The following is a 26,485-nucleotide window of genomic DNA, read 5'->3' as shown; positions in this document are numbered from 1 at the left end:
TGATGGTTTGATATAGAGGAGATGAAAGAATGGCTTTAACTGCTGGAATTGTCGGTTTGCCGAATGTCGGAAAATCGACGTTATTTAATGCAATTACCCAGGCTGGTGCCGAATCAGCCAACTACCCGTTCTGTACAATTGATCCGAACGTGGGGATCGTGGAAGTGCCGGATGAACGTCTGCAAAAGCTGACTGAATTGGTGAACCCGAAAAAAACGGTGCCGACTGCGTTTGAATTCACTGATATCGCGGGGATCGTAAAAGGCGCATCTAAAGGTGAAGGACTCGGAAATAAGTTTCTTTCTCATATCCGTCAGGTTGATGCGATCTGCCACGTTGTACGGGCATTCGCTGATGACAATATTACGCACGTGTCAGGGAAAGTCGATCCGATTGACGATATTGAAACGATCAATCTTGAATTGATTCTTGCCGACATGGAGACAGTCGAAAAACGCATCACACGTGTAAGCAAGCTTGCGAAGCAAAAAGACAAAGAAGCGGTTTTTGAATTTGACATTCTGTCTAAATTGAAAGAAGCTTTCGAACAAGAAAAGCCTGCCCGTTCCGTTGAATTTACGGAAGAACAGCAAAAGCTTGTGAAGCAGCTTCATTTGCTTACGTCAAAACCCGTGCTTTATGTGGCAAATGTAAGCGAAGATGAAGTGGCTGATCCTTCAGACAATGAATACGTTGCGAAAATCCGTGAGTACGCCGCGGGTGAAAATGCCGAAGTCATCGTCGTCTGCGCGAAAATTGAGTCTGAAATTGCTGAATTGGAAGGCGAAGAAAAGCAAATGTTCCTTGAGGAGCTCGGCATCGAAGAATCAGGTCTTGATCAGCTGATTAAAGCGTCATACTCTCTTCTCGGCCTTGCGACATACTTTACGGCGGGCGAACAGGAAGTGCGCGCATGGACATTCAGAAAAGGCATGAAAGCTCCTGAGTGTGCGGGTATCATCCACACTGACTTTGAACGCGGCTTTATCCGCGCTGAAACGGTTGCTTATGAAGACCTTTTGGCAGGCGGCGGAATGTCCGGAGCGAAAGAAGCCGGAAAAGTGCGTCTGGAAGGTAAGGAATATGTAGTCCAAGACGGAGATGTCATTCATTTCCGATTTAATGTATAGGACACAGTTGTAAAGGGACAAGAGCTTTGGTATAATATAAACTTGTGAGTAATAGAATTATTGCTCCTTGCCCATTATAGGGCCGCTTAGACCAAAAGGAGGTGCAAACAGATGAAAAAGTACGAAGTTATGTACATTATCCGTCCGAACATTGACGAAGAGTCAAAGAAGGCAGTTATCGAGCGTTTCAACAACGTATTGACTTCTAACGGAGCGGAGATCACTGGAACAAAAGATTGGGGTAAACGTCGTCTTGCTTACGAAATCAACGATTTCCGTGACGGTTTCTACCAAATCTTAAACGTTCAGTCTGAAGCTGCAGCGGTTGCTGAATTCGACCGTTTAGCTAAGATCAGTGACGATATCATTCGCCACATCGTTGTTAAAGAAGAAGAATAAGCAATTTGAAATATATAATGTTAAAAGGTGGTCTTTCATATGCTTAACCGAGTTGTATTAGTCGGAAGACTGACAAAAGACCCAGAGCTTCGTTATACGCCAAGCGGTGCGGCTGTCGCCACGTTTACTCTTGCTGTGAATCGTACATTCACGAACCAGTCCGGAGAACGTGAAGCCGATTTCATTAATTGTGTCACTTGGAGAAGACAAGCCGAAAACGTTGCAAACTTTCTTAAAAAAGGAAGCCTTGCCGGCGTAGACGGCCGACTCCAGACAAGAAATTATGAAAATCAGCAGGGACAGCGTGTCTTCGTGACAGAAGTCCAAGCTGAAAGTGTTCAATTTCTTGAGCCTAAAAACAGCGGCGGTTCTGGATCAGGCGGATACAACGAAGGAAACAGCGGCGGAGGCCAATACTTTGGCGGAGGCCAAAATGATAATCCGTTCGGCGGAAATCAGAACAACCAGAGACGAAATCAAGGAAACAGCTTTAATGATGATCCATTTGCCAACGACGGCAAGCCGATTGACATCTCGGATGATGATCTTCCGTTCTAATAGATTATCGCTATATTCATAACGAGAAAGGTGGGAAATGACAATGGCAGGAGGACGCAGAGGCGGTCGTGCGAAACGCCGTAAGGTTTGTTACTTCACTTCTAACGGCATTACGCACATCGATTACAAAGATGTAGATCTTCTTAGAAAGTTTGTTTCTGAGCGTGGTAAAATCTTACCTCGCCGTGTAACTGGAACAAACGCGAAATACCAACGTAAATTGACTATCGCGATCAAACGCGCACGTCAAATGGCTTTACTTCCATACGTAACTGGCGAGTAAGCCGAAAGAAAAGAGCAAGAGCCTGCGGGCTCCTGCTCTTTTTTTATATCAGTCCTCCTCCATCCTGCCGAAATGTTTCACATGAAACATGGAAGTGCTTCTTACACCTTTGTTATCTTGCTCCTCTATTCAAATACGCGTACTTATGCAATGAATTTGTTTATACTGAAGAACAGGGGGTGGCTGAGATGGAGACAGACAGAAATATCCTGACTGATGAAAAGTGGAGGGCAATCATACGCAATGATGCTTCTTATGACGGAGCATTTTATTATGCAGTAAAAACGACGGGGATTTTCTGCCGGCCTTCTTGTAAATCGAGAGTTCCGAATAAAGAAAACGTGCTGGTGTTTGATACGGCTGATGCAGCGCTCGATAAACATTTTCGTCCCTGTAAAAGGTGCCGGCCGAACGGTCTTCGTCTTCCTGATGAAGAATGGATTGCTCAAATCATTGAGTACATTGACCGCCATTATCACGAATCTCTGACTCTGAGTGTACTGGCCGAAATGTGTCACGGCAGCCCCTATCATTTACAGCGGACATTTAAAAAAATCAGGGGAATATCCCCGATTGAGTATATACAGAAAATAAGATTGTCGAAGGCGGAACACCTTTTAAAGCATACTGATATGACAGTCATGGAGATCGCTCTGACGGTCGGAATTCCAAACACAGCGCATTTCGCCACTCTTTTTAAAAAGAGAACCGGAAATTCGCCCACAGAATACCGAAAAACTGCCGGAATGGGAAAGGGAGGTTCAATATGAGTAAAGAGACAATGGTCTATTGGACACTTTTCACACGGAATGATTGGAGCCTGTATACAGCCGCCACATCTAAGGGGCTATGCTTTATAGGTTCAAATCATGGAAGCTTTGAAGAGCTTGAGCAGTGGGCAAAAAAATCACTGCCGCAATACCGATTGGCACGTGATGATGAGAAGCTGGCGTCTTACACGGCAGAGCTGTCCGAGTACATCGAAAATGGCAGATCAACTTTTTCAGTGCCGGTGGATCTTTACGGGACAGAATTTCAGCTTGCTGTATGGAAAGCGCTTATGGACATACCGTACGGCAAGACATACTCCTATTCGGATATAGCAGAAATGATTCAGAAACCGGCAGCCGTAAGAGCCGTGGGCGCCGCAATCGGGAAAAATCCGGTATTGATTACGGTTCCGTGCCATCGCGTCATCGGAAAAAACGGGAAACTGACCGGATTCAGAGGCGGTTTAGAAATGAAAAAGCAGCTGCTGGCATTAGAGGGCGGAAACATTGAAACACTGGAATGCGGGCTGAGCCGGACAGGAGGGAACACATGAAACTGATTTCTTGGAATGTAAACGGCTTGCGTGCCGTGATGAAAAAGATAGATATCAATACTTACGTTCAGGAAACGGCAGCGGATATTTTATGTCTGCAAGAAACGAAAGTACAGGACGGACAAGTATCATTACAGCTTGAAGGGTATCACGGCTATTGGAACTATGCGGTGAAAAAAGGCTACTCAGGCACGGCTGTTTTTTCGAAAGAAAAGCCGCTGCACGTGTTTTATGGATTGGGAATTGACGATCATGATCAAGAAGGACGGGTGATCACACTTGAATTTGAGAACGTGTTCGTCGTCAACTGTTATACGCCGAATGCCAAACGCGGATTAGAGCGAATTGATTACCGTCTTCAATGGGAAGCCGATTTTAAGGAGTATCTGCAGAAGCTTGACCGGAAGAAGCCCGTGATATTATGCGGCGATCTGAATGTCGCACACAGGGAGATAGACTTGAAAAATCCGAAAGCCAACCGGAAGAACGCCGGTTTCTCGGATCAGGAGCGGGAAGCGTTCAGTGCCCTGCTGAACACCGGATTTACCGACTCATTCCGCTATTTATATCCTGATCGGGAAGGCGCCTATTCCTGGTGGTCTTACAGGACGAACGCACGTGAGAAAAACATCGGCTGGCGGCTTGATTACGTCATTGTTTCAGACAGACTGAAGACGCGGATCAGCCAAGCGGCCATTTGTGCCGATATCATGGGTTCTGACCATTGCCCTGTTGAAATGACAGTGGATTTATGATGAGATAGCAGTAAGAGAAATCCACTCTTGCTGCTTTTTTATCACCGAAAATGGAGGAGCACATGGCAAATATAAAAGAGATTGCGAAACTGGCGAATGTGTCGGTGGCCACCGTATCACGCGTATTAAACCGACACCCGTACGTATCTGAGGAGAAAAGGCGTCTTGTGAATCAAGTGATGAAGGAGTTGGATTATACCCCTAATCGAACCGCCATTGATCTGATTCGCGGAAAGACCAATACGATCGGCGTGATATTGCCGTACAGTGACCATCCCTGCTTTGACAAAATTGTAAACGGTATCACGAAGGAAGCGTTTGCCCATGATTACGTGACAACCCTTCTCCCCACCAACTATGACCCCGCTATAGAGATGATCTATTTCGAACTGCTGAAAATGAAAAAGATTGACGGACTGATTGTCACGTCCCGCGCGAATGATTGGGAAACCGCCGTGCCTTACCTGGAATACGGCCCCATTGTCGCTTGTGAATATACGCAGCATCAAGAGATTCCCTGCGCTTATAATGACAGGCAGGCAGCTTACAGAGAAAGCTTTTTGTATTTGAAAAACCGCGGACATCAAGACGTTGCTTTTACATGTGTGCGGGAAGCGGAAAAAAGCCCGAGTACGGCCGACAAGGTAACCGCATATAAGGCCGTTTTCGGCTCTCTTGATGAAACCCGTATTCTGATCGGATGCCATGATATGGACGACGGAAAGCGGGCAGGTGAACACTTCTGGGGTTTCGACAAGGCGCCGACGGCCATCTATGCGCACAGTGATGACGTGGCTGCCGGCTTGTACCAGTTTGCGAAAGAACAGAAATGGGACGCGGAGATCATCGGCGAGGGAAATCTGAGCGTCAGCCGGGCATTGAATATCCCATCTCTGGAACTTCATTTGGAACGGGTCGGAAGGGAAGCATTTTTGCTGTTTTTGCACGGAGAAACGGCTAAAAAACAAATTATGCATCAATTTCAGCGGGAAAAGTCTTGAGCTGAAATGGGTTTCATGCTTTATAACTAGATTGAGAAAAAAAGGAGGCGGACATATGCGAATTGAACATGCGGCCATATGGGTGAAAGATTTAGAACGGATGAAAGAATTTTATGAGAAATACTTCGGCGCCAAGGCCAATGACCTTTATCATAATGAGAAAAAAGATTTCAAATCGTACTTTCTTTCGTTTGACTCCGGATGCAGGCTGGAACTTATGAAAAAAGGCGGCATTGATGAAGCTCCGTCACAGAATATGACCGGATGGGCGCATCTCGCATTTTCTACAGGCAGCAAGGAGCGGGTGAATGAATTGACGGAGACGTTTAAAAACGACGGATTTCAGGTTGTAAGCGGCCCGCGGGTGACGGGTGACGGATATTATGAGAGCGTGATAGAGGATGGGGAAGGCAATTTGATAGAAATCACAGTGTAACAGTGCGGGGGAACCCGCACTGTTTTATTGATTAAATTTGCTGAGCATTAGTTTTCGGACCGAAGAGAATTAACAAAACGGAACATAGAAGCCAGCAGCCGCCGATGAACAAAAAGACGCTGATGTAGCCGAGCTTAACGGCAATAAATCCGACGAGCAGGGAACCGAATATATTGGAAAAACGGCCGAGCCCGTATGCCAGCCCGCTCCCGGCCGAGCGATATTCCGTAGGATACGGCTCCGATGTATATGCGTATAAGTTTGAGGTGAAAACCCGTTCCGTGACGTTGACGACAAATCCAAACACAATAATCATGACGGGAATAAACGTCATGCCGTATAACAGTCCGGCAATGGCAGTCAGAAAAGCGCTTGCGGCCAGAATCCATTTTCTTTGGAACGTCTCGGATATCATGGAACCGAGCAATGCGCCAAGCGGTGCGCCGACAGAGTGAAGCACATTGTACCACAGCGTTTTTTCCATGGTGATACCGTTGCTTTTCAGCAGGCTGGGCACCCATGAAGCAAAGCCGTAAAAGCCAAAGGTTTCAAGAATCCATACCGCTGACAGGATGATGGTGATCTTTAAATTCCTGCCCTGAAACAGCCCTAAGTAGCCTGCGTGCTTCACTGTATGTACTTCTGCCGCCTCTTTTGGCGCGGGAAGCGGGCCTTTTTCTTTCTCTATACGTGCTTCAAGACGGTTCATAATGGCGTTTGCCTGATCATATGCGCCCCGATTTTCGTGCCATCGCGGCGATTCCTCAAGCCGGCGGATAAAAAAGAAATAAATGAGACCGGCCGCCCCCCATACGAATACGAGCCGCCACCCCCATGAGCCTAAAGGAATGACAAAAGCGGAAACAACGTTTGTGACGGGAACGCCGATTAGTCCGATCATGGCGCAAAAGGAGATGTATTTTCCCCGTACGGATGATGGAAAAAATTCCGCCAAATAGCTGTTCGTCACAATCATGGCGGCCGCGACGCCGAGCCCGGTCAAGAAGCGGAAAATCATTAAGGACGGAATGTCCCATGCCAGCGCATTCAGAAAAGATGAGATTGAAAAGACAAGGACAAAACAATTCAGCGCTTTTTTCCTGCCGATCCGATCTGACAGCCTTCCGCCGATGGAGGCGCCTAAAAACATGCCCAGGAAGGATGCGGCCGTGATGTCGGCAATGGTGGACAGCTTCACGCCCCAATGCTCAATCAGCGCCGGAGCCACGTTGCTGAGCGTAAACAGATCAGCGAGATCGAAAAAATAGATGATTCCGAGAGCGGTTAATACTTGATAGTGCACACGCGAAATGGGGAGACGGTCTAATCGGTTCGCTACATTTGAGAATGTCTGATGTTTCATAAAAAACCCCCTGATTTAGCAATTGTAATCAGAAAATACTGTAAATTTATCTGACGAATACATTATAAAGGTCTTTTTTTGGCAAAAACAGAGTGTAAATAACCAGAGCCAAAGGAAACGGCATAGCGCTTTCTTCTTAAAATATATAACATTTTCTATATCTGTTTCTGTTTATATTGTAAAATGTTGAAGGAAAGGAAGTTGATGCATAAATATGAATACATTTGTACGGCCCGCAGAGGGAAGAAATAGTGTATCGAGATATCTTCTTTCTCTGTTGCTCATTGTGGGTTTGTTCTTTTTCGGAAGCATACTGACCGTGTTTTATATGTTTCTCACGTCCGCTTTCAATCCTTCACTGACGATAAATTGGGATGAGGCGGCATTAAGTGACCCGCTGGCGGATATTTATTTACAGCATATCGTCTATTTCATAGCGATTCCGGGCATTTGGATAGCGGTTCGTTTCATTATGAAGCGGCGTTTTTTATCCATCATTACACCGAATCAGTCGCTGAACTGGAAGAGAATTTTCTTTGGATTCGGCACATATGTTGTGCTGATGTTTGTCGCGGGGCTGATTGATTTTCTAATTCATCCGGATCGTTTCACGCTTCAGGAATTCCATGCTTCACGTTTTCTGCTGCTGTTAGCGGCGGCCGTCTTGTTGGTTCCGATTCAAACCTCTGCGGAGGAATTTCTCTTTCGCGGTTTTCTGCTACAGTTCGCCGGAAAATTGACGGCAAACGCGGTGGTTCTGACGGTCATTATCGGCGGATTATTCGGCGCACTTCATTTCGGAAATCCGGAGATGGATAATGGGGCTCTATGGGCGGGAATCGGATATGTCACCATCGGCATGATCTGGACCTTTATCACGGTTAAAACGGGCAGTCTGGAGATGTCCCTTGGCGGTCACGCTGCCAATAATATGTTTTTATTTATCTTTCTCACAGAGGATCATTCGGTGTACGGCGGCATTCCGTCGGTATTTACAACAGCAGCCGGGGGCTACGAAATATACGATTGCATATCGACTCTGGTGATCAATATCATCTTCGCATGGCTCGCGTTCCGTTTTGTGAAAAAAGAAAAGCAGCAGGCCGCCTAGGCTCTGCTGCTGATTTGTAAGGTGTTCATCGCTTCATCAATATCCGTCGTCGGCCTCCGGCAGGCGAAATTCTCACAAATGTAGACTGTTGTCTTTCCGTCGATCATTTGATAACCCGCGGCAAAGTCAGAAATGCCATCAAGCTCATCCGGATGTTCTGCGGCGAGAATCGTATAGGCGGGAGTGAAATGCTCCTGAAGCGCCTCAATGAAACGTTTTCTGTCCGGGTCATCTTTCCTTCCGAACACAACGATTTCTTTTTGCGGCATTGTGTGTGCCAGTACGCTTTGCATGAAGAAAGCGTTGCTGCTCGGATAGGCCTCTATTTCCCGTTTGAACACGGAAAACATCGCTTCGGCTTTTTCAATCAGTGATACATCACCCGTCAGGCGGCCGAGACGAAGCAGCTGTACGGCAGCCGCGCTGTTTCCGGAAGGCACGGCCCCGTCATAAACCTCTTTTTCCCTGACAAGAAGGGTCTCAGCATCATTCCCCGTAAAGAAGAAACCCCCGTGCCGTTCATCCCAGAACAGCTCCAGCATGCTTGTACATAACGTTTTCGCTTTCTGCAGATAAGACGGATGAAAACCCGCTTCATACAGTTCAAGATAAGCCCAGATGAGAAAAGCGTAATCATCGATAAACCCTTTGTTTTTCACTTCGCCCTCGCGATAGCGGACCATGACGCGCCCGTCCGGCATGAGGTGCCGTTCGAGAAAGCGGATCGCTGTTTCCGCCATGCTGAGATAGTCAGGCTCGTGAAAGACCTTTGCGGCTTTTGCCAGCCCGGCAATCATGAGCGCGTTCCATGAGGTCAGCACTTTGTCATCTGTATGCGGATAGCTTCTGTTTTCACGCGCTTCCAGCAATTTTGTTCTTGCCTCTTCAAGACGTTCGCCCAGCTCATGTCCGGTGAGGCCGGTCTCTTCGAGGATGGCCTCACGCCGCGTGAAAATGAGGTGCGGGATGTTTTCGCCTTCAAAATTGCCTTGATCTGTGATGTTATACACCTTGCAATAAAGCGGGCCGAGTTTATCACCGAGAAGATTCATGATTTCTTTTTTGGACCATATGTAATATTTCCCCTCACGGCCTTCGGTATCAGCGTCTAAAGCTGAGAAAAAGCTGCCGTCTTCATGCATCATTTCCCGCTGAATAAACGTTACGATCTGCATCGCAATCTGTTTGTAGCGCTCATTACCTGTGACTTGATAGGCTTCCGTATAGGCGGTCAGGAGAAGGGCGTTGTCATACAGCATTTTCTCAAAATGCGGCACGAGCCATTCATTATCAGTCGAGTAGCGGGCAAATCCGAACCCGATGTGATCAAAAATTCCGCCGTTCGCCATGCCGTCGAGTGTCTTGGTTACGCCGGCCAAAGCCTGTTCCTTGCCCGTATAGCTGTAGTAGCGGAGCAGAAACATGAGCATATGCGGCATCGGAAATTTCGGAGCCTGGCCGAACCCGCCGTACACCGTGTCAAACCCGCCGGCCAGCTGGCGATACGTGTCATGAACCGCCTGTTCGCCAAGCATGCCCTCAGCCGGGTGAACCTTGACTTCAAGATGAGCGGCGGCGTTTTCAGCGATATCCTCGACATGCTGCCGGTCATTCGCAAACGTTTCGGACAGATGTTCAAGCACATCGATAAAGCCTGGACGGTTAAATTTGCTCGTCTTCGGAAAATACGTCCCCGCATAAAACGGCTTCTGATCTGGTGTGACGAACACGTTCAGCGGCCACCCGCCCTGCCCCGTCATCAGCTGGCAGATTCTCATATACACGGAATCCACATCAGGGCGCTCCTCACGATCAACCTTGATGGCTATGAATTTATCGTTTAACATACCGGCGATCTCTTCGTCCTCAAAGGACTCGTGAGCCATTACGTGACACCAATGACAAGTTCGCTAAGCTACCCGTACCCAATAGATAAAAGAACAGGTTTATTCTCTCGTTTCGCTTTTTCAAATGCTTCATCGCACCAAGGATACCAATCCACGGGATTATAAGCATGTTGGAGTAAGTACGGTGACTTCTCGTCGATTAATCTATTGGGTACTTTTTTATTTGGCATGGGATCACCTTCTTTCGTTCGTATTACCGTTGATATATCTTTACTGTACCATAAAGATGTGCAGTCTATTCTTTATTTGTTTCTGTCTAAAGAAAACTAGTCTGTAGTTGACAGAATGGACAAGGTGCCTGACAACTGATATAGAGCTATGCGCCTAATCCAAAAGCTTTCATAACAAAGATAACAACAGGCGGAATGATAAGTGACGGCAGAAGATTTAAGGTTTTACATTTTTTAATTCCCAAAATGCTTAACCCCGAGCTTAGTATCAGTATTCCGCCCACAATTGTTATTTCATTAATCATGTCTGCACTTAATGCACTCTCCATTACTTTTGCAAATAAATAGAGTGAGCCTTGCCAGGCAAATAACACAACAGCAGATAAGGCTATTCCAAAGCCAAACGCTGATGCGAGAACAATAGAAGTGATGCCATCCAACATACCGTTTGTAAGAAGATAAGTGGAATCATCATGGATCGCGGATTCAATGGGCCCTAATATCGACAATGATCCCATGCAAAACAATAAGATTGCAGTTGATAAGCCTTCAGCTAAGTTATTTTTAGAGAACTTGCTGACTAGATGGTTGAATCTAAGTTCCAAATTTACAAACTGTCCAAGTAGTCCGCCAACAGCTAAACTTACAATAAAAAGAATAGGGTATTTACTATCCGATAAATGCTGTGTAATGGCGTTTATTCCTAATCCAACTGCAACAAACCCCATCGCTTGCATAAGAATATCTTGATATTCACCTTTCATTCCTTTCTTGAATAGCCCTCCGAGTAAACATCCTGCGAAGATCATAAATGTGTTAAAAATTGTTCCAATCATGTGCTTTCTCCCCCAATAAAGTGTGCTTTTAAAAAAATAAACTCTCCAGTAACTAGAGAGTCAAGGGATTATTTAATGGGCAGCATGATTTCGGTCACATAATGATCCGGATTATTAGTAACACCATAATCAATTAACGTTATCTCAATGGAGTCGGCCGCTAACTCCAGATGATGCTTTTTCATATATGTCAGTAACTTTTTATAATATTGTTTGGCCTCTTTATGCGACCCCTTAAACCTGATTTGTAAATATTCATTTGATGGTAAGGTGATTACTGATGGGGGCAAATCATGCTCGTCTTCTAAGATCATAAAAATACTGGAGTAACGATCAAACTTATGCGCTTTTAGGTTTGACACTGAAATCGATAATCCAATCTTTCCTAAAAATATGTCTTCTTTAATAGTAAGATCATTTCTCAATTCTGTTAGAGAGTGTTCAATATCATGACCTAGAATATACTCATGCTGTAAATAAGCGACACGCAACTCCGGAAGTTTGATTTTTGTAATTTTGTCTAACGGTTTATTAACGGCATCTTCTATTTTGTTTAAACGGCGGGTGATCTTTTTTTCAATAAGCTCTAATTCCCTTTTTTTACGATCGATTTCGGTTTTTTGGTTTTTCAGTAATTGAATTAAGGTATCTGCATTGTGGGAATTATAAAAATCTAGGAGTTTGTTTATTGGCAAGCCTAAAGCCCGCAAATATTTGATTGTATCCAGTCTCTCAAACTGCTCTGTGGAATAGTATCTGTAGTTATTTTGCTTGTCTTTGTATGCAGGTTTCAAAAGACCGATCTCATCATAATATCTGAGAGTGGATATTTTGACGTGAAATAACCTGGATACCTCTCCGATAGAGAAAAAATTCTTCATGATCATAATCCTTCTGCTTTCATTTGTCTTAATAAACCTGTAAAAAATGGTTTTATCAACATTATAATATTCAGCAATTTAAAGATAAAGCATCCCCTCTGGATAGAAAAATTTTAATGGAGGGAATTGGAGAGGATTATATGGTAATCTGCGTGGCGTCAATGACACGTCGAATAGCCGATGCTGACAAGAACCGGCTTGTTTAAGCGTTTCGCTTTTTCGAAGGCTTCTTCTCCCCAAGGGTGCCAGTTTACGGGGGTGTGGGCGTGTTGGAGCAGATAGGGGGACTTCTCCGTGATTAAACTGTTGGGTTTACTATTGTTTGGCATGGGCTCACCTCTTTCTATTCATATTTGTATGTTTAACATACCACAATCCTCTAAAATAATTCATACACTCAACTTTGTGAACCACACCCAAGTCATTAAAAAGGAGAACGGCTTATGATTCTATTTTCAGGGTTAAACTTCATCCACCTTATTGCTTTTTAGATAAGAAATAAGGATTTAAAATCTTTATCATTTTATTTACTGTTAGATAAGTGAAACACACCCCAACGACTGTAACCATCCCGCCTGTCAGTGCAATAAACGCAGGTACTTCACCTAACCACACCCAAGAAATGGCCAAGGCTACGGCTGGTGTTAAATAAAGTGAAATGGCTGCTTCTGAAGCACCGACGAGTGAAGTTACATATGCAAGTGCAAAATAGGGCACAACCGTTGGTAATAAACCTAAGTAAACGATAGACAATGTTGAGTTCATGGAAGCGTTCAAAAACTCTTCCCCTAAGCCAGGCAGAAATACAAGCATAGGAATTGTCCCGCCCCAAATAGTGAATGTAACGAATGGAATAAATCCATATTTTTTTATATAGCGGGCTTGAAAAACGAAATAAATACTCTCCGAAAAAGCTGCCAGCAGGATTAACAAAATGCCGTTCACTGAATTTGTATAGTTTCCTGCCCCGAAAGAAATGATCGACACACCCAATAAACTTATGATAGAGCCAATCCATTTATAAAGCCCAAAATGTTCACCAAAAAACAGACGAGATAACATTGCAGAAAAAATAGGTGTCATGGTCACGAGTAAGCTCGCAACTCCAGCGCTGACTGTTTTTTCTCCGATATTCAGCAAAATGTGATATAGTGCAAAACCTAAAAATCCTAAAGAGAAAATAACAGGGATATCTTTCATGTCAGGTAAACGCATATGAGTCAAAACTGCAAAAACCACCAATGCCATTGACCCAATCAACAAGCGAAACAAAGCGAGGTGTTCCGGCGTGTAACTCTCAAGACCCGCGCGAATTCCCGGGAAAGCTGATGCCCACAACCCAATCATCAGACTGTAAGATATGCCGATTCGAACTGTTTTCTTTCTCATCTTTCTCACTCCTCTTTACAAAAACCAACCAGTTATTTAATGTTTTTCTATATTAATAAAGATTTGATGAGATGACTTCAACCAGTTAAATAGATTTTGACCCAACCACTTTAGTTTTTAAGGAGGATCCTTTTTATGAGCGCTCCAGAAGAAAAAAAGATGAGAAAGCTTCCTAAGTACATACAAATCATTCAATTTATAAAAGAGAAAATAGGAAATGGAGAATGGCCGATCGGAAGTAAGATTCCAAGCCAGCGCACGCTTGCCAAACACTTTGAGGTGAACAGGAGCACAGTCATTACAGCCTTAGAGGAATTGATGGCGGATGGATTAATCGAAGGCAGAATGGGCAAAGGGACAGTTGTTACGAACAATACATGGACACTTTTGGCTAAGAATTCCGCCCCCGATTGGGATCAGTATGTAACCTCCGGAATTCAGCAGCCAAGCCAAAAAATCGTTCAAGAGATCAATAAATCAGAATCAAATTCTGATCTTATACAGCTCAGTAAAGGAGAACTTTCACATGAGATTTTTCCTTTAGCTGTTATGAAAGAGACCATGGGAAAGGTATCTCAAAACATAGAGGCATTCGGATATGAGGAACCAAAAGGATATTTACCTTTGAGAGAGGCATTAAGCGGCTATTTAAGAACAATCGGCATTCAAGCTTCTCCTTCTTCCATTCTTATTGTTTCTGGAGCGCTGCAAGCCTTACAGCTTATATCAATGGGGCTTTTACAAAGGGGATCGACCGTTTATCTTGATCAGCCTTCCTATCTTTATTCATTACACGTCTTTCAATCAGCCGGTATGAAGCTGACTGGAGTTCCTATGGATCATGATGGACTTTTGCCGGAACATATCCGCATGGCAAGGGGGGAACGGGGGAGGGCTATCTTATATACAAATCCTTGTTTTCATAATCCGACAGGTATTTTAATGTCAAAAAAGAGACGAGAAGAAATCCTTGCGGCAAGTGAGAATACACAGCTTCCCATTATTGAAGATGACATTTATCGTGAGTTATGGATAGATGAGATTCCTCCAGATCCTATTAAAACAATTGATAAAAATGGGCATGTGCTTTACATAGGCAGCTTATCGAAAACATTAAGTCCGGGCTTGAGGATTGGATGGATCGTCGGGCCGGAACCAGTGATTGAACGTTTATCCGACATAAAAATGCAAACAGATTACGGCTCCAGTTCGTTATCCCAGAGAGTAGCGGCTGAGTGGTTTATATCCGGTGAATACCAGCAGCATCTAGAACAGGTGAGAAGTCAATTAAAGGTGAGAAGAGAATTGGCCTTGAGTGTTTTAGAAACTCATTTGAAAGATGTGGCGACATGGAATATCCCAAAAGGAGGATTCTTTGTCTGGGTAAAAATATTGCCTTCCATATCCATGAAATTACTTTATACCAAAGCCTTATCAAAAGGGGTTCTGCTCAATCTCGGCAGTATCTATGCTGAGGAAAAAGGGAATTATATTCGCTTATCATATGCTTATGCATCTCTTGAAGACCTTCAAAAGGGAATTTATGAATTGGGTTTGATGATTAAGGAATTGGCAAGCAGATAAATTTAAAAGACAGCGGCATACCGGAATTTAAACTGCATGGTTCGTTTTAAACTTGGCGAATCGGGATGCAGTGAGTGACAAGGCAGGGATAGATAAGAAAGTTAAAGGAGGTCAGAATATTCTAATCTCCTTTAACTTCGGTCAATCTTGCATCCTTAATATACTAAAGATTAAAAAGGAAGAAGTCCGGCCGTTTGTTATTCGGTTAAGCCAGCTCTTTTGTCATTAAGACATGCGGGATGCCGTCTTCCATAAATTCCGGTGAATCTGTCTGATAGCCCAGTTTGTGATAAAAGCCTTCCGCATGTGTTTGTCCATGCAGTTTACATTGGGTGATGCCTTTTTCTTTTACCATGTTTTCTAATTCGCTTATGATTACTTTGCCCAACCCGTATTTGCGGTAAGGTTTCAGGAGGCAGATTCGTTCGAGCTTGCCTGTATGGTTTACGATGCGGACCCGTCCTGTGCCGGCAGGCTGATTTTCATGATAAACCAAGACATGCCCGCACTGTTCCTCAAGCGTATCGAACTGATCAAATTCATCGGATTCAGGTACTTGCTGTTCCTCAATGAATACTGCTTTTCTAATCTCAAGCGCTGCTTGCAAATCAATTTCCGTTGTTATTCTTTTTATCCTCATGATCAATCAATCCTTTTCACATATTAATCTGGACTGCACGGCTTGCTTGTGGTCTTATAGAAGTAACGATAAAACAATTATATTGCAAATGCAACAAAAACATGAAAGGTTTGAAAAGATATGACTGATATTTTGCGGGAAATCGGCATGATCGCACGGGCATTGGATTCCATCAGCAATATTGAATTTAAGGAATTAGACTTAACAAAGGGGCAGTATCTCTATCTTGTGCGTATATGTGAAAACCCGGGAGTGATACAGGAAAAACTGGCGGAAATGATTAAAGTTGACCGAACAACAGCGGCGAGAGCGATCAAAAAACTGGAAATACAAGGATTTGTTGAAAAGCGTCCTGATGATCAAAATAAAAAAATAAAAAAACTGTTCCCGACCGAAAAAGGGAGAAAGGTTTATCCGTTATTGCAAAGAGAAGGAGAGCACTCTGCGGAAGTAGCCCTGTCCGGCTTTACGTCTGAGGAAAAAGAAACCATTTTCAGCCTTCTTCAGCGGGTGAGAAAAAATATAGAGCATGATTGGGAATATGTGAAGAAGGGAAACAAAAGAGACTATTAATGGATGATAATTCCTTTTACTGAATGATTGCGTTGTGAATGATTAAAGTCATAAATGGATACGTTATCTGTGAAATCTCCTTCCTCGGTTCCTGCTTCAACTAGCCGATAGGCTTATTTTTAACGAAAAGTATCAATTATGGTATATTTAAATAAGACAAAATAATTGAAGCGGGGAATGATATGAGTACAATCGAAAAACAAAGACGTAAGAAATTCAGAGCGAAATCAATCGTACGGGTCATCATGGTCATCATCGGCGGAATTATTGCCGCGTATGGACTGGAAACCGTACTGATTCCGAATAGTGTATCTGACGGCGGTGTAACCGGGCTCAGCATTGTCGGTTCACAGCTGTTTCATTTGCCTCTTGGGATCTTGATTGCGGTGATCAATATACCGTTTGTCTGGTTAGGATATAAGCAAATCGGGAAAGGTTTTGCGTTTCTATCAATTATCGGTATTGTCTCACTTGCCGCGGGCACGAGTTTTTTCCACCACACGCCGGCTATCATTGAGGGAGATACCCTGTTAATCACCGTTGTCGGCGGGATTATTCTCGGCTTGGGAATGGGATTGGCATTGCGCAACGGCGGCGCCTTAGATGGAATTGATATGCTGGCTGTGCTTCTGTCACGGAAATTGCCGTTTGGCACGAGCGATCTCATTTTATTTTTAAACATTTTTGTGTTTATTTTTGTTTCTTTTGTATTCGGGCTGCAAGGCGCATTGCTTTCCGTCATTGCTTACTACATCGCATCCAAGGTGATCCATGTGGTTGAGGAAGGCTTAAGCGGTTCTAAAACATTTCAGATTATCACCAACGAGCCTGCATTAATGGTAGAGACCATTCGTGAAGAATTGGGCCGGAGCGCTACGTATAAAGAAGCATACGGCGGTTTTTCTCATGAAAAATTCAAAGAAATCACATGTGTCATCAACCGTTTGGAAGAAACCAAACTGAAGGAAATTATTAATGACATTGATAATCAAGCCTTTGTGACGGTATATGATGTCGCTGAAGTAAAAGGCAGTAATTTCAGAAAAATCCATAATCATTAAGAAGGAGCTGCCGTTCACCGGCAGCTTTTTTTAAAAAAGGAGAAAACACTTGCAAAAAAAGAATAACGGATGTATATTGTTGATATATCAAACATTGACTAGTCAATTAATTGCGCAAAAGAAAGTAGGGATGGGTTTTGACAGCATGTTGTTCAGAGGAAGGCGAGATTTTGTATCAGCTCCAATCACTGCACAAAGTGATCGGCACGAAGTTTGAAGCGTGCACCGGAATCAGCCAATCCCGCCTTGAGCTTCTCGCCGTGCTTTTTTACGTCGATGAGATCAGCCAAAGCGATCTTCAGAAAAAGGTGAATATTGACGGCGCAGCCGTGACAAGACACTTGAAACAGCTTGAAGCCAAAGAAATGGTCACAAGAAGGCGGAAGCCCGAGGACAACCGAATTATACTTGTCCGGCTTACTGATCAGGGGCGGGAGAGAATTGAGGCTTCCAAAAAGGAGAAAGAGCGTTTCATAAAGGAAATGCTTGCCGGTGTCAGCGAGGAAGAACGCAGTATGTTAAAAAACGTATTGTCGCAGATGCAGAATAATATAGAAAATATGAAAGCATAGGAGTGTATTACACATGAAAACAGAACTGAAAACAAACGATTTTATGGACATTATGAAAGGCCGCCGTTCCATTCGGAATTACGATCCGGCCGTAAAAATCAGCAAAGAAGAAATGACTCAAATTCTTGAAGAAGCAACGACAGCGCCGTCTTCAGTCAACGCGCAGCCATGGCGTTTCCTCGTCATTGACAGCCCTGAAGGAAAAGAAAAACTCGCGCCGCTTGCCAGCTTTAACCAAACACAAGTCAGCACATCATCTGCGGTGATCGCGGTTTTCGCAGATATGAACAGTGATGACTATTTAGAAGAAATTTATTCAAAAGCGGTCGAACTGGGCTACATGCCGCAGGAAGTAAAAGACAGACAAATCGCTGCTTTGACGGCGCATTTTGAAAAACTGCCGGAGCAAGTGAACCGTGAAACGATTCTGATCGACGGAGGTCTCGTTTCCATGCAGCTGATGCTTACAGCACGTGCGCACGGCTATGATACAAACCCGATCGGCGGCTTTGATAAAGAAAAGATTGCCGAGGTTTTCGGAATGGATAAAGAGCGTTATGTACCGGTCATGCTGTTATCAATCGGAAAAGCGGCAGACGAAGGATATGCTTCCTACCGTCTTCCTATCGAAACAATCGCACAATGGAAATAAGGTTGAAGTGAAGCTGAGAGGAGAGGGACAGTGGACATAATTGCGGCTGTTTTCGTCGGAATTGTAGCTTTAGAACATATATTTATCATGATACTTGAAATGTTTTTTATCAATTCGAAGGCTGCCAAGCGGTCTTTCAAATTGCCAAAGCATTTAGAAGGTGACCGGAATGTAGCGGTCATGTTTGCAAATCAGGGTCTGTATAATGGATTTCTGGCTGCCGGCCTCATTTGGGGACTGATCCTCGGAGCTGATCCGATTGGCCATATGATTCAAATGTTTTTCGTTATTTGTGTGGTCATCGCGGCCATTTTCGGAGGCTTTACTTCAAACAAATCAATTATCGTAAAACAAGGACTTCCGGCTGTTCTAGCGCTTATTTTTCTTTTATTGGCGTAGCAGACGGAGTGAGGGCTTCCGGAAAGGAAGCCCTCTTTTTTTATTCTGTTTTGAAAATCATTTCTTATATACATCACTATAGATTGGGGAATGTCAAATCAGCGGGGGCAAGCAATGGATTGCAGTCGCTTGGAATGAGTATGGTTCCGGATGTGATCAGCTCGTTTCAACACATATATCCTTATGTCAATTTTCAGTTGAACCAAGCGTCAAATCAGCTGTCACTCCTTCTTAATTGTTATTTGCTGAAATAGATGGAGCGGACTCCATGTCAATCTGTTTTTTTGAAAAAAAGCTGATCGGCAAATATGGTATGATTTACATAATCAGGGAGTGGGGTTGCAGAGGATGAATACGAAGAGAGCGTATTACGCTATTTTATACAGCCAGACCGCTATCAACTTGGGGTTTTCACTTTATACGATGGCCGTTATCTTGTTTTTGTTTACAAAAACCGGTTCGACAGCGATGGCCTCTCTTATGACGCTCGTCAGCATTGTATGCCGCGTATTGGGCAGCGCCGTTTTGCCGCTGGTCACCGGCCGGTTCACGCTTCGTTCTTTGTTAATCAGTTCTCAATTGATACAGATCACACTGTTAGTCTGTTTGTTTTTTGTCATCCAAACCGGTTCATCCGCATTCTTTTTTCTGCTGTTTTGTCTGATCGGAGGCATTTCTTTTTGCAACGGATGGTTTGCTCCGATAAAAAGCGCGCTGATTGGGGAAATCATTCCTCCTGATCGAAGGGCGAAAGCGAACAGTTTATTATCTGCGGCGGATCAGACCGTTCAGTTTGCGGGGTGGTCTTTGGGCGGCGTCATCATAGCGTTCCTGGGAGAGAGCGATACAATGATCGTCACTGTCATGTTATTGGTTTCTTCGGTGTTAGGCATCATTCTGTTTCTTCGAGTACGCATGTGTGCGCCGGCAGCAGTCAGGGAACGTTCCCTTTTTGCAGATGCGGCAAGCGGCTGGGTGTATTTATTTCAGCAAAAACAGCTCAGGGTTCTCATTGTGATGGATGTGATCGAATCGTGGGCAGGCATGATATGGATCGGGTCTGTGTCCTTAACTTATGTGCATGACGTCCTTCATAAAGGAGAGGCCTGGTGGGGGTATGTCAACGGAGTCTATTATGCAGGGACGATGATCGGAGGACTGATCATCTATAAGTTATCCGGTAAGTTTCAGCATCATCTCATTCCGCTTATGCTGACGGGAGCCTTGGCATATGGAATGTTCACGTTTATTTACGGGCTGATCACAAGCGCCGTTACGGCCCTTTTTCTGGTGCTGTGTATGGGGCCGGCTTGTGTATTACGAGATCTCACGCAGGAAACATTACTTCAAAACATCACGACCGAAAAGACACGGGTCCATATATTAGCGGCGAGATCAGCTTTAGTTCAGTTCATTTTTATGTTTTCCATTATCGGAACGGGGATTATCTCAGATGTATTCGGCGTGCGGTTTATTTATATTGGCGCAGGCCTTCTCTTATTAATTTCGGCTTTTATCGGATTTTCTCAGCTGCGAATGAAGAAAATGGTACAGAGCGGCATGTAGTGTAGTATAATTAGGAACGTACGTTCTATATCGAGAGAGGAGAGGGTAATGTGGGACATCTGGCACTGCAATTGTATGATTATCATCTTTGGGCAAATCAGCAAATATTCACCCGGCTTAAAGAGCTTCCGGAGGATGTGTACCGTAAGGAGATTCAAAGTGTCTTTCCGTCGATAGCCGGTGTATTGACTCATGTGTATCTGTCCGATAAGGGGTGGTTTGATGTGTTCTCCGGAGAGCGTCTGGAGGATACGCTGAAATCAGCTGAACAGCAAAAAGGGGACATCTTGTCTAAAGAGATAGAAGAGCTGGAAGATCTATTTTTGGAATTATCAGACCGGTATCAACTATTTTTGCAGAAGGAGGAAAATATCAGCCTCCCCCTTGAAATAGAGCATCCGTCAGGTGACATCATGAAAACCGCAGCTGCCGATATGATCCTACATGTTGTGAACCACGGAACGTATCATCGCGGGAATATAACAGCCATGCTCAGACAGATGGGGTATGCTTCTGTGCCGACGGATTACGGTATTTATTTATATATAAACAAAAAGTAAACAAGACAGCCCACGCGGCTGTCTTGTGATATCCGTAAAAAAGCCAAATCATATGAGTGATTTGGCTTTTTCGTTTGCTATGCCATGTTTTGCAGCCGTTCTAAACTGTTTTTCCAATTCGCTTCAAGCGCTGTAAAAGCAGCGGCGGCATCTTGCTGTTCTAATGCGTGAATGATATCAGAGTGTTCATTATATGATCTGTTTAAAGCGCCGTTTTCACTGAAATAGCGGATTTCCAGTCTCTGAATTTTGACTTTCAGGCTTACAAGCAATTTGTGAAGTTCAGCGTTGTCCGCAAGCAGAATGATGCGATGGTGAAATGTATTATCCGCTTCCAGAACGGCCATTTTATCGCCGTCTTTCATCGTTTGAAGAAGATTTTCATTCAGCTGTTTCAATTCTTGAATCACGGCATCGTCCATACGCGGGAGGGCTTGCTGCAATGCGAGTTTCTCAAGCGTCCAGACGATGGAATACAAGTTTTCCGCTTCTTTTAACTCAATCGGAGCGACAAGCGTCCATCTGTTCGCTTTTGTTATCACCAAGCCGTCATCTTCCAGCCGCAATAAGGCTTCCCGTATCGGGGTGCGGCTGATTCCCAATGTTTCCGACAAATCCTTGTCCTTTAACTTTGTTTCCGGTTTGAGCTTGCCCGTTATGATCCAGTTTCTGAGTGTGCGATACACTTCGTCCCGCATGATGGTTCTTTTCAGCACAGGTTCTTTGTTTTGATTATCCAATGGAACACCTCATGAATCGTAGTATACATATTTGCATTTTACCACAGTCCGGGCGCCGGTTAGAAATGAAGAGGGACGTCTAAGGATGAATCGAACCGAGATGCTTCATCTCAATATGCTGAAAGTCAGCGGAGCCGCCTTCAGAAAAGAGCGTGATTCCCTGATCTTCGTGTTTTGGGAACACTTCATTTGTCAAAACGGTTTTTCCGTCGTCTGCAAATACTTCAATACTGGTTTTATCTACGAGAATTTTCAGATGAACGCGCCCTTTGTTTCCGTCAAATGGGGCTTTGCTTTCGACGTATGCGCCGGTTTTATCAGGCTGGTCTGTAAACGATCTGTTCACATAGGCACAGCCGTCTTCTGCTGAAATACCGACATCAATATGCCGGCTTTGGTCTGCTGATTCTCTGAGTCTGACGCCTGCATTTTTGATATCTGACCAAGCGATATCCATATCAAGCTGATATGTGTTACCTTTGATCGGCAGTGTCTCTGAACCGTTCACCTGTTTGTGTTCTATGCTGTCAGTTGAAGAGGTTAATTGGTTCAATGCTTCAACCGGCTCTGACACAAGGCTGTATGTGCCGCCGTCCTGCTGCTGAAGGCGGATTTCACGGACGATAGAATCCGTGCCGTTAAAGCCGTTTTTTAGTGTCGGTGTTTCATTCGGATAATCCCAATTGTTCATCCATGCCAGCGCATAGCGTTTTGTCAGCGGATCTTCGCTATTACCGTCTTCAAATGTGACGCCGCCGTACCAGTCAAAGCCGTAATCGAGCCATTGCGGTTCTTCTTGATCGGCGGTAAATTCCTTCCCGTCAAAGTTTCCGGTCCAATACGCGTACGTATTCGGTTTGCCTGCGGGTTTGCCGTTTGCGCTTGCGCCCAGAACCCATTTGGCTGTTCCGTCATCTGCACGCATCATATAAAGGTCGGGGCATTCGACGAGGCCGATCTGCTGAGTGATAAAGCCGCCCGTGTATTTCCAATTTTTTAAATCGGGTGATTCATAAAAACCGATTTTTTCTCCTTCGGCCATGGCCATCACCCATTTGTCATCCTGTTCATCCCAGATTACTTTCGGGTCCCGGAAATCCTTAGTTCCCGGGTTTTTCATAACGGGCTGATCACTATAGGAAGTAAACGTTTTTCCCTTATCCGTGCTGTACCATAAATATTGTTCCTGGGCTTTTGTTTTGGCAGTCGGCTGCGTTGTGACGGCGACCAGCGCGTTTTTGCCGAAGCCCGCCGTGTTGTGTTTATCAATGACGACAGAACCGGACCATATATCGCCGTTTTCGTTGGTGTATTTCGGAATAGCCGTGCCTTCGTCCGTCCAGTGCACCAAGTCCTCTGATACGGCGTGCCGCCATTCTGTGCCGTTGCCGTTCGGGTAATCCCGATTATAAAGATAGTAGTAATGATATTTCCCCTCGAAAAAAATGGGCTTTTGAGGGTCGTTTTTCCATTTGTCCGGGGTCGTAAAATGATACGCCGCCCGGTAATCCTTCTTATGCTCCGTGTTTGTGTCAGAGGAATTGTGGGTTTTGTTCGGCAGTAAGCCGACAAACAGGAACGCACCCAAAAAGATCAATATTACAACGGGCCATTTTCGAGCCATGATTGAGTTCACCATCTTGTTGAGAAATAAAAGAAAATGCCAATGAAGTATCGGCATTTTCTTTTTGTTGTTATTAGTTGTTAACCGTAAGCTGTCCTTGTTCAAGGATGCTGTTTTTAACAACGGATGTTTTCTTGCCTTTGATGTTCATTAAGAAGCTTGGCGCAAATGTCGCCTTTTTATCCTCAAAGAAGCCTCTGTTTGTCATGTAGCTTGTGATCACGACATTGTTGCCTTTGGCTTGCGGCACTGCGAAGTGAGAGTAAGTGAACGTTACATCGTTAGGATCAAGACCCATTTGCAGGACAAGACCAGTTTTGTTCAGCGGCTTGTAAGGACCTGTTAAAGAGTTTGATACATAACCAAGCATGTAAATATCGTTTGAGTTAATACCGTCGATCGTCATTTTTGAACCGCGTGAATCAGTGAACAGGTACCATTTGCCGTTCATTTTGAAAACATTCGCGCGCTCGATTTCATCAGTTACCGTGTTTGAAGTGATCAGCGGCTTCATGACTTTTTTCAATGTGTAATCATCGTTTAACTCTACCATACCGAGGGCGCCGTTCGCTAATTCAGCATCGCGTTTTTTAGCGCTTTGCTGAAGCTTCTGACTTTCTTTACGGAAGAAGTTTGTGCTGCCGCCGTAGTACGCTTTGTTAAATAAAGATTCTTCGCCTTGGTATCCGTTTTCTGTTCCCGTGTTGGCTTCGAATACAAGGTATTTATGGCCTTTGTCTTCAACGTAGTGAGGGTCTCTCAGCGTATGGTTGTCGCCGGATGTATAGTTCCCTTCATCGATAAACTGCTGAACGTTTTGATATGTTTTTCCGTCGCCGTCAAAAATCGTTTTATGATCTTCGACTCCGTTGATCTTGAGCGTGTCATCAGATTTTGACACATTTACCTGCGCCGTTGTCAGGCTTTGTTTGCCGTAATGTTTACCGGAAAAGTCAGTGTAGAATAAACGGATTTTTCCGTCAGATGTAAAGGTTGCAGAACCGGACCATTCTTGTGTCTGTTCTTTCAGGATTTCATCGTTGGCGTCGAACTTATCGCTGTCTTTAAAGACACGGCCCGCGTTTTTCCAGCTGTCGATCGAGTTGTCGCCGACTTTTTGATAAAACATGTAGATGGATGTGTCATCAGCGTCTTTCGGGCTTCCGGCAAGAGCAAACACGACGTGATAGCCGTTGTATTCAGCTACTGTTCCGTCAGCGTTTTGGAGCGGCCAGCTGTCCCACACATCCAGTCCTTTCGCGGACTCGATATTTTTAATTGTTGATTGGTCGAATTGAGGCACTTGGTATTTTTCACTTTGCTGCTGTTTAGGGATCTGCAGCATATCATGGCGTGTGATATGAGAGACGCCGTACGTTTCTTTGTAAGGTTTTTGGGTATTTTCTTTCGCGAAGGCTTGAGTCGCTCCCCCTGCCAGAAGTGCAGTCGTAAAAGTTAGAACTGTGGCTCGTTTTGCAAATTTTTTGATGTTCATGTTCATGTCTCCTTTTGTATGTACCTTTTTTTGCGATCTGCCGATTCGATCCTCCTGCATTCATGGATGGCAGGTTTGTTACAGAAAAAAAGACCTAAAATATGTATGGGGTGACGCCAAAGAATACACTTTGCCCTTAACACATTTTAGGTCTTGCCTGCTTTATCAGTAACAATCCTGCATGATTTACTTGTCGACATCATTCTATTAGACTCTGATTCTATTGACAACTGGTCTATTTTCCTCTTTTGGATGATAGTAAAATGAAAAAAGGCCTTTTAATATATGGGTAATTGAGACTAAGGGGTGCTCTGGGCCTAGGAAAAAACCTCTCTAAAAAAGAGAGGTTATTTTTTCTTGATAGATAATAAAGCGATGGTGGCTAAAATCAGCAAAGTACCCAGCCATTCTGATATTCCGAAGGGAACATGCAGCCAGATAACAGCTAAAAAAGCTGCCGACAGCGGCTCTGCACAGGCAAGCAGGCTGGTTTCAGAGGCACTCAGATATTTCAGGCTTTCCAAGTAGCAATAAAAAGCGATGAGCGTTCCGAAAATGATGATAAACACAATCGCGGCATATGCAGGAAAGGACCACTCGCCTTCAAATGTCCAGGGCGGGCGGATCAAGCTGAGGGCGGCTCCGCCGATCAGCATGCCCCATCCGACAACAATGGCGGATCCCCATTTCTTCAGCAGACGATGCGGCTGAAGGGTGTAAAACGCCAGTGCAAACGCCGAACTGATTCCCCAAAAGACGGCCAGACCGGATATGGACAGGCTTCCGGCATTCCCGTGCGTGACCAAAATGAATGTGCCGGCAACCGCCAATAAGACGGCGAGCAGTTCTTTTCCCGAAGGAATTCTCTTTGCGCGAATCGCTAAAAAGCATGTAATGATCGCCGGCCCTAAATACTGAAGAACGGTAGCAGTTGCCGCGTTGCCGTACTCAATTGCCGCGAAGTAGGTGTATTGAACGCCTAACATTCCGAAAATCCCGAATAAAAGAAGGGGAATTCTGTCCCGTCTGTCTTTCCAAACAGCCCATATCCGTCCTTTTTCTTTGCGGTACGCGATTCCGAGCAGAAGCGCCCCTGACACCAGAAGGCGCACCGAAGTCAGCCATTCTGTATTAAAATGGCGGTGCTGGAACAGATACTGGGCAACTGTTCCCGAGACCCCCCATAAGATAGCTCCTGTAAGCACAAGCCAAATGCCTGTTGTTCGTGAATAAGAAAGAGCAGCGTGTTTTTCCAGGATAGACACCCCCGATTCTGATGTTGTGACAGCAACTTACAATAATTAGGAAAACGAACGCCTTATATGTGATATATTATATATTGTATATTAACAGGAGTCAAAATAATTTTAAAGTAAGCGCTTACGAAACGGCTGTCTGATGAACGAGCTGTAAAAAAAACACCCCGGCTGGTTGCCGGGGTGTCAGGCTGTCGAGATTTTCTCGACAGCCTCAAGC

Annotated in this window: 28 protein-coding genes and 2 pseudogenes; 18 read left to right on the top strand and 12 right to left on the bottom strand. The window is 44.5% G+C overall.

Features of this window, described 5'->3' with window-relative positions; translation table 11 throughout:
* Positions 1 to 29 precede the first annotated feature (29 nt).
* The 9 genes from ychF to VP472_RS19915 all read left to right on the top strand — a co-directional run bounded on the left by ychF (position 30) and on the right by VP472_RS19915 (position 5,886).
* Positions 30 to 1,130: a redox-regulated ATPase YchF gene (ychF, locus tag VP472_RS19955; protein ID WP_004392975.1), complete on the top strand. Its 1,101-nt coding sequence runs from the start codon at positions 30 to 32 to the stop codon at positions 1,128 to 1,130.
* Between the two features lie 111 nt (positions 1,131 to 1,241).
* A complete protein-coding gene (rpsF, locus tag VP472_RS19950; protein ID WP_004392977.1) occupies positions 1,242 to 1,529 on the top strand; it encodes a 30S ribosomal protein S6 in 288 nt (95 codons plus the stop codon).
* A 39-nt stretch (positions 1,530 to 1,568) separates the two neighbouring features.
* Positions 1,569 to 2,087 (top strand): single-stranded DNA-binding protein SsbA, encoded by a 519-nt coding sequence (gene ssbA, locus VP472_RS19945; protein ID WP_004392979.1) that lies wholly within the window; start codon positions 1,569 to 1,571, stop codon positions 2,085 to 2,087.
* Positions 2,088 to 2,130: 43 nt separating this feature from the next.
* Positions 2,131 to 2,370 carry a 30S ribosomal protein S18 gene (rpsR, locus tag VP472_RS19940; protein ID WP_004392983.1) on the top strand — a complete coding sequence of 80 codons (240 nt, stop codon included), beginning with the start codon at positions 2,131 to 2,133 and terminating at the stop codon, positions 2,368 to 2,370.
* A 188-nt stretch (positions 2,371 to 2,558) separates the two neighbouring features.
* Complete coding sequence (locus VP472_RS19935) at positions 2,559 to 3,140, top strand: bifunctional transcriptional activator/DNA repair enzyme AdaA (RefSeq protein WP_146275980.1); 582 nt, start codon at positions 2,559 to 2,561, stop codon at positions 3,138 to 3,140.
* Entirely contained in the window at positions 3,137 to 3,694 is a 558-nt protein-coding gene (locus VP472_RS19930) for a methylated-DNA--[protein]-cysteine S-methyltransferase (protein ID WP_128574544.1), read from the top strand. Before VP472_RS19935 ends, VP472_RS19930 begins: the two co-directional genes overlap by 4 nt.
* Positions 3,691 to 4,449, top strand: coding sequence for an exodeoxyribonuclease III (gene xth, locus VP472_RS19925; protein ID WP_146275978.1), 759 nt, complete (start codon positions 3,691 to 3,693; stop codon positions 4,447 to 4,449). The genes VP472_RS19930 and xth overlap by 4 nt, the downstream gene beginning before the upstream one ends.
* 62 nt (positions 4,450 to 4,511) lie before the next feature.
* Positions 4,512 to 5,450 carry a LacI family DNA-binding transcriptional regulator gene (locus tag VP472_RS19920; RefSeq protein WP_146275976.1) on the top strand — a complete coding sequence of 313 codons (939 nt, stop codon included), beginning with the start codon at positions 4,512 to 4,514 and terminating at the stop codon, positions 5,448 to 5,450.
* A gap of 55 nt (positions 5,451 to 5,505) precedes the next feature.
* Positions 5,506 to 5,886, top strand: coding sequence for a VOC family protein (locus tag VP472_RS19915; RefSeq protein ID WP_004392999.1), 381 nt, complete (start codon positions 5,506 to 5,508; stop codon positions 5,884 to 5,886).
* Positions 5,887 to 5,917: 31 nt separating this feature from the next.
* Here the strand turns inward: VP472_RS19915 and VP472_RS19910 are convergent, their stop codons facing one another.
* Positions 5,918 to 7,249, bottom strand: coding sequence for an MFS transporter (locus VP472_RS19910; protein WP_082998124.1), 1,332 nt, complete (start codon positions 7,247 to 7,249; stop codon positions 5,918 to 5,920).
* Between the two features lie 214 nt (positions 7,250 to 7,463).
* Here VP472_RS19910 and VP472_RS19905 point away from each other — a divergent pair, with 214 nt between their 5' ends.
* Positions 7,464 to 8,360, top strand: a complete 897-nt coding sequence (locus VP472_RS19905; protein WP_102422139.1) for a CPBP family intramembrane glutamic endopeptidase — start codon at positions 7,464 to 7,466, stop codon at positions 8,358 to 8,360.
* On the opposite strand, the gene VP472_RS19900 is transcribed toward VP472_RS19905, so the two are convergent.
* From VP472_RS19900 to VP472_RS19875, 6 genes and pseudogenes are all read right to left on the bottom strand, one after another.
* Positions 8,357 to 10,246, bottom strand: a complete 1,890-nt coding sequence (locus VP472_RS19900; RefSeq protein ID WP_146275974.1) for a thioredoxin domain-containing protein — start codon at positions 10,244 to 10,246, stop codon at positions 8,357 to 8,359. The genes VP472_RS19905 and VP472_RS19900 overlap by 4 nt on opposite strands.
* A gap of 35 nt (positions 10,247 to 10,281) precedes the next feature.
* Positions 10,282 to 10,437, bottom strand: a pseudogene (locus VP472_RS19895) (DUF255 domain-containing protein); the annotation flags it as partial.
* 146 nt (positions 10,438 to 10,583) lie between these two features.
* Positions 10,584 to 11,273 (bottom strand): DUF554 domain-containing protein, encoded by a 690-nt coding sequence (locus VP472_RS19890; protein ID WP_049627734.1) that lies wholly within the window; start codon positions 11,271 to 11,273, stop codon positions 10,584 to 10,586.
* A gap of 68 nt (positions 11,274 to 11,341) precedes the next feature.
* A complete protein-coding gene (locus VP472_RS19885; RefSeq protein ID WP_048367898.1) occupies positions 11,342 to 12,154 on the bottom strand; it encodes a MerR family transcriptional regulator in 813 nt (270 codons plus the stop codon).
* 161 nt (positions 12,155 to 12,315) lie between these two features.
* Positions 12,316 to 12,483, bottom strand: a pseudogene (locus VP472_RS19880) (DUF255 domain-containing protein); the annotation flags it as partial.
* Between the two features lie 148 nt (positions 12,484 to 12,631).
* Positions 12,632 to 13,543 carry a DMT family transporter gene (locus VP472_RS19875; RefSeq protein ID WP_146275972.1) on the bottom strand — a complete coding sequence of 304 codons (912 nt, stop codon included), beginning with the start codon at positions 13,541 to 13,543 and terminating at the stop codon, positions 12,632 to 12,634.
* A gap of 135 nt (positions 13,544 to 13,678) precedes the next feature.
* Here VP472_RS19875 and VP472_RS19870 point away from each other — a divergent pair, with 135 nt between their 5' ends.
* Positions 13,679 to 15,127 (top strand): aminotransferase-like domain-containing protein, encoded by a 1,449-nt coding sequence (locus tag VP472_RS19870; protein WP_146275970.1) that lies wholly within the window; start codon positions 13,679 to 13,681, stop codon positions 15,125 to 15,127.
* A 205-nt stretch (positions 15,128 to 15,332) separates the two neighbouring features.
* Here the strand turns inward: VP472_RS19870 and VP472_RS19865 are convergent, their stop codons facing one another.
* The gene (locus VP472_RS19865; RefSeq protein WP_146275968.1) at positions 15,333 to 15,767 is read right to left on the bottom strand and encodes a GNAT family N-acetyltransferase; all 435 of its coding nucleotides are present in this window, start codon (positions 15,765 to 15,767) and stop codon (positions 15,333 to 15,335) included.
* A 120-nt stretch (positions 15,768 to 15,887) separates the two neighbouring features.
* On the opposite strand from VP472_RS19865, the gene VP472_RS19860 reads away from it, so the two are divergent.
* From VP472_RS19860 to VP472_RS19830, 7 genes are all read left to right on the top strand, one after another.
* Positions 15,888 to 16,340: a MarR family winged helix-turn-helix transcriptional regulator gene (locus VP472_RS19860; protein WP_014306189.1), complete on the top strand. Its 453-nt coding sequence runs from the start codon at positions 15,888 to 15,890 to the stop codon at positions 16,338 to 16,340.
* Between the two features lie 182 nt (positions 16,341 to 16,522).
* Complete coding sequence (locus VP472_RS19855) at positions 16,523 to 17,401, top strand: YitT family protein (protein WP_004393036.1); 879 nt, start codon at positions 16,523 to 16,525, stop codon at positions 17,399 to 17,401.
* Positions 17,402 to 17,538: 137 nt separating this feature from the next.
* A complete protein-coding gene (locus VP472_RS19850; RefSeq protein ID WP_004393037.1) occupies positions 17,539 to 17,973 on the top strand; it encodes a MarR family winged helix-turn-helix transcriptional regulator in 435 nt (144 codons plus the stop codon).
* A gap of 13 nt (positions 17,974 to 17,986) precedes the next feature.
* On the top strand, positions 17,987 to 18,625 hold the full coding sequence (locus tag VP472_RS19845; protein ID WP_146275966.1) for a nitroreductase family protein: 639 nt from the start codon (positions 17,987 to 17,989) through the stop codon (positions 18,623 to 18,625).
* 30 nt (positions 18,626 to 18,655) lie between these two features.
* Positions 18,656 to 19,024, top strand: coding sequence for a DUF1304 domain-containing protein (locus tag VP472_RS19840; protein WP_004393040.1), 369 nt, complete (start codon positions 18,656 to 18,658; stop codon positions 19,022 to 19,024).
* Between the two features lie 348 nt (positions 19,025 to 19,372).
* Positions 19,373 to 20,590 (top strand): MFS transporter, encoded by a 1,218-nt coding sequence (locus VP472_RS19835; protein WP_146275964.1) that lies wholly within the window; start codon positions 19,373 to 19,375, stop codon positions 20,588 to 20,590.
* 50 nt (positions 20,591 to 20,640) lie between these two features.
* Complete coding sequence (locus tag VP472_RS19830; protein ID WP_070082663.1) at positions 20,641 to 21,150, top strand: DinB family protein; 510 nt, start codon at positions 20,641 to 20,643, stop codon at positions 21,148 to 21,150.
* Positions 21,151 to 21,227: 77 nt separating this feature from the next.
* Here VP472_RS19830 and VP472_RS19825 read toward each other — a convergent pair whose 3' ends face one another.
* The 4 genes from VP472_RS19825 to VP472_RS19810 form a co-directional block, all read right to left on the bottom strand.
* On the bottom strand, positions 21,228 to 21,890 hold the full coding sequence (locus tag VP472_RS19825) for a GntR family transcriptional regulator (RefSeq protein WP_146275962.1): 663 nt from the start codon (positions 21,888 to 21,890) through the stop codon (positions 21,228 to 21,230).
* Positions 21,891 to 21,969: 79 nt separating this feature from the next.
* On the bottom strand, positions 21,970 to 23,526 hold the full coding sequence (locus tag VP472_RS19820) for a glycoside hydrolase family 32 protein (protein WP_146275960.1): 1,557 nt from the start codon (positions 23,524 to 23,526) through the stop codon (positions 21,970 to 21,972).
* Between the two features lie 61 nt (positions 23,527 to 23,587).
* A complete protein-coding gene (locus VP472_RS19815) occupies positions 23,588 to 25,009 on the bottom strand; it encodes a glycoside hydrolase family 68 protein (protein ID WP_025650097.1) in 1,422 nt (473 codons plus the stop codon).
* A 347-nt stretch (positions 25,010 to 25,356) separates the two neighbouring features.
* The gene (locus VP472_RS19810) at positions 25,357 to 26,274 is read right to left on the bottom strand and encodes an EamA family transporter (protein ID WP_281063059.1); all 918 of its coding nucleotides are present in this window, start codon (positions 26,272 to 26,274) and stop codon (positions 25,357 to 25,359) included.
* Positions 26,275 to 26,485 lie beyond the last annotated feature (211 nt).

It is taken from the genome of Bacillus sp. MT(2024) (genome assembly GCF_036362845.1).
Lineage (GTDB): Bacteria > Bacillota > Bacilli > Bacillales > Bacillaceae > Bacillus > Bacillus velezensis.
The sequence above is the reverse complement of the archived record's forward strand: the minus strand, read 5'-3'. Positions and strand labels throughout refer to the sequence as shown.

Bases quoted from the DNA above. Each gene is read 5' to 3' on its own strand.
- VP472_RS19865 (WP_146275968.1), bottom strand. From the start codon at position 15,767: ATGAGGATAAAAAGAATAACAACGGAAATTGATTTGCAAGCAGCGCTT.
- VP472_RS19930 (WP_128574544.1), top strand. From the start codon at position 3,137: ATGAGTAAAGAGACAATGGTCTATTGGACACTTTTCACACGGAATGAT.
- VP472_RS19860 (WP_014306189.1), top strand. From the start codon at position 15,888: ATGACTGATATTTTGCGGGAAATCGGCATGATCGCACGGGCATTGGAT.
- VP472_RS19885 (WP_048367898.1), bottom strand. From the start codon at position 12,154: ATGAAGAATTTTTTCTCTATCGGAGAGGTATCCAGGTTATTTCACGTC.
- VP472_RS19835 (WP_146275964.1), top strand. From the start codon at position 19,373: ATGAATACGAAGAGAGCGTATTACGCTATTTTATACAGCCAGACCGCT.
- VP472_RS19915 (WP_004392999.1), top strand. From the start codon at position 5,506: ATGCGAATTGAACATGCGGCCATATGGGTGAAAGATTTAGAACGGATG.
- rpsR (WP_004392983.1), top strand. From the start codon at position 2,131: ATGGCAGGAGGACGCAGAGGCGGTCGTGCGAAACGCCGTAAGGTTTGT.
- VP472_RS19815 (WP_025650097.1), bottom strand. From the start codon at position 25,009: ATGAACATCAAAAAATTTGCAAAACGAGCCACAGTTCTAACTTTTACG.
- VP472_RS19875 (WP_146275972.1), bottom strand. From the start codon at position 13,543: ATGAGAAAGAAAACAGTTCGAATCGGCATATCTTACAGTCTGATGATT.
- ssbA (WP_004392979.1), top strand. From the start codon at position 1,569: ATGCTTAACCGAGTTGTATTAGTCGGAAGACTGACAAAAGACCCAGAG.
- VP472_RS19910 (WP_082998124.1), bottom strand. From the start codon at position 7,249: ATGAAACATCAGACATTCTCAAATGTAGCGAACCGATTAGACCGTCTC.
- VP472_RS19935 (WP_146275980.1), top strand. From the start codon at position 2,559: ATGGAGACAGACAGAAATATCCTGACTGATGAAAAGTGGAGGGCAATC.
- VP472_RS19900 (WP_146275974.1), bottom strand. From the start codon at position 10,246: ATGGCTCACGAGTCCTTTGAGGACGAAGAGATCGCCGGTATGTTAAAC.
- VP472_RS19855 (WP_004393036.1), top strand. From the start codon at position 16,523: ATGAGTACAATCGAAAAACAAAGACGTAAGAAATTCAGAGCGAAATCA.
- ychF (WP_004392975.1), top strand. From the start codon at position 30: ATGGCTTTAACTGCTGGAATTGTCGGTTTGCCGAATGTCGGAAAATCG.
- rpsF (WP_004392977.1), top strand. From the start codon at position 1,242: ATGAAAAAGTACGAAGTTATGTACATTATCCGTCCGAACATTGACGAA.
- xth (WP_146275978.1), top strand. From the start codon at position 3,691: ATGAAACTGATTTCTTGGAATGTAAACGGCTTGCGTGCCGTGATGAAA.
- VP472_RS19905 (WP_102422139.1), top strand. From the start codon at position 7,464: ATGAATACATTTGTACGGCCCGCAGAGGGAAGAAATAGTGTATCGAGA.
- VP472_RS19890 (WP_049627734.1), bottom strand. From the start codon at position 11,273: ATGATTGGAACAATTTTTAACACATTTATGATCTTCGCAGGATGTTTA.
- VP472_RS19870 (WP_146275970.1), top strand. From the start codon at position 13,679: ATGAGCGCTCCAGAAGAAAAAAAGATGAGAAAGCTTCCTAAGTACATA.
- VP472_RS19845 (WP_146275966.1), top strand. From the start codon at position 17,987: ATGAAAACAGAACTGAAAACAAACGATTTTATGGACATTATGAAAGGC.
- VP472_RS19920 (WP_146275976.1), top strand. From the start codon at position 4,512: ATGGCAAATATAAAAGAGATTGCGAAACTGGCGAATGTGTCGGTGGCC.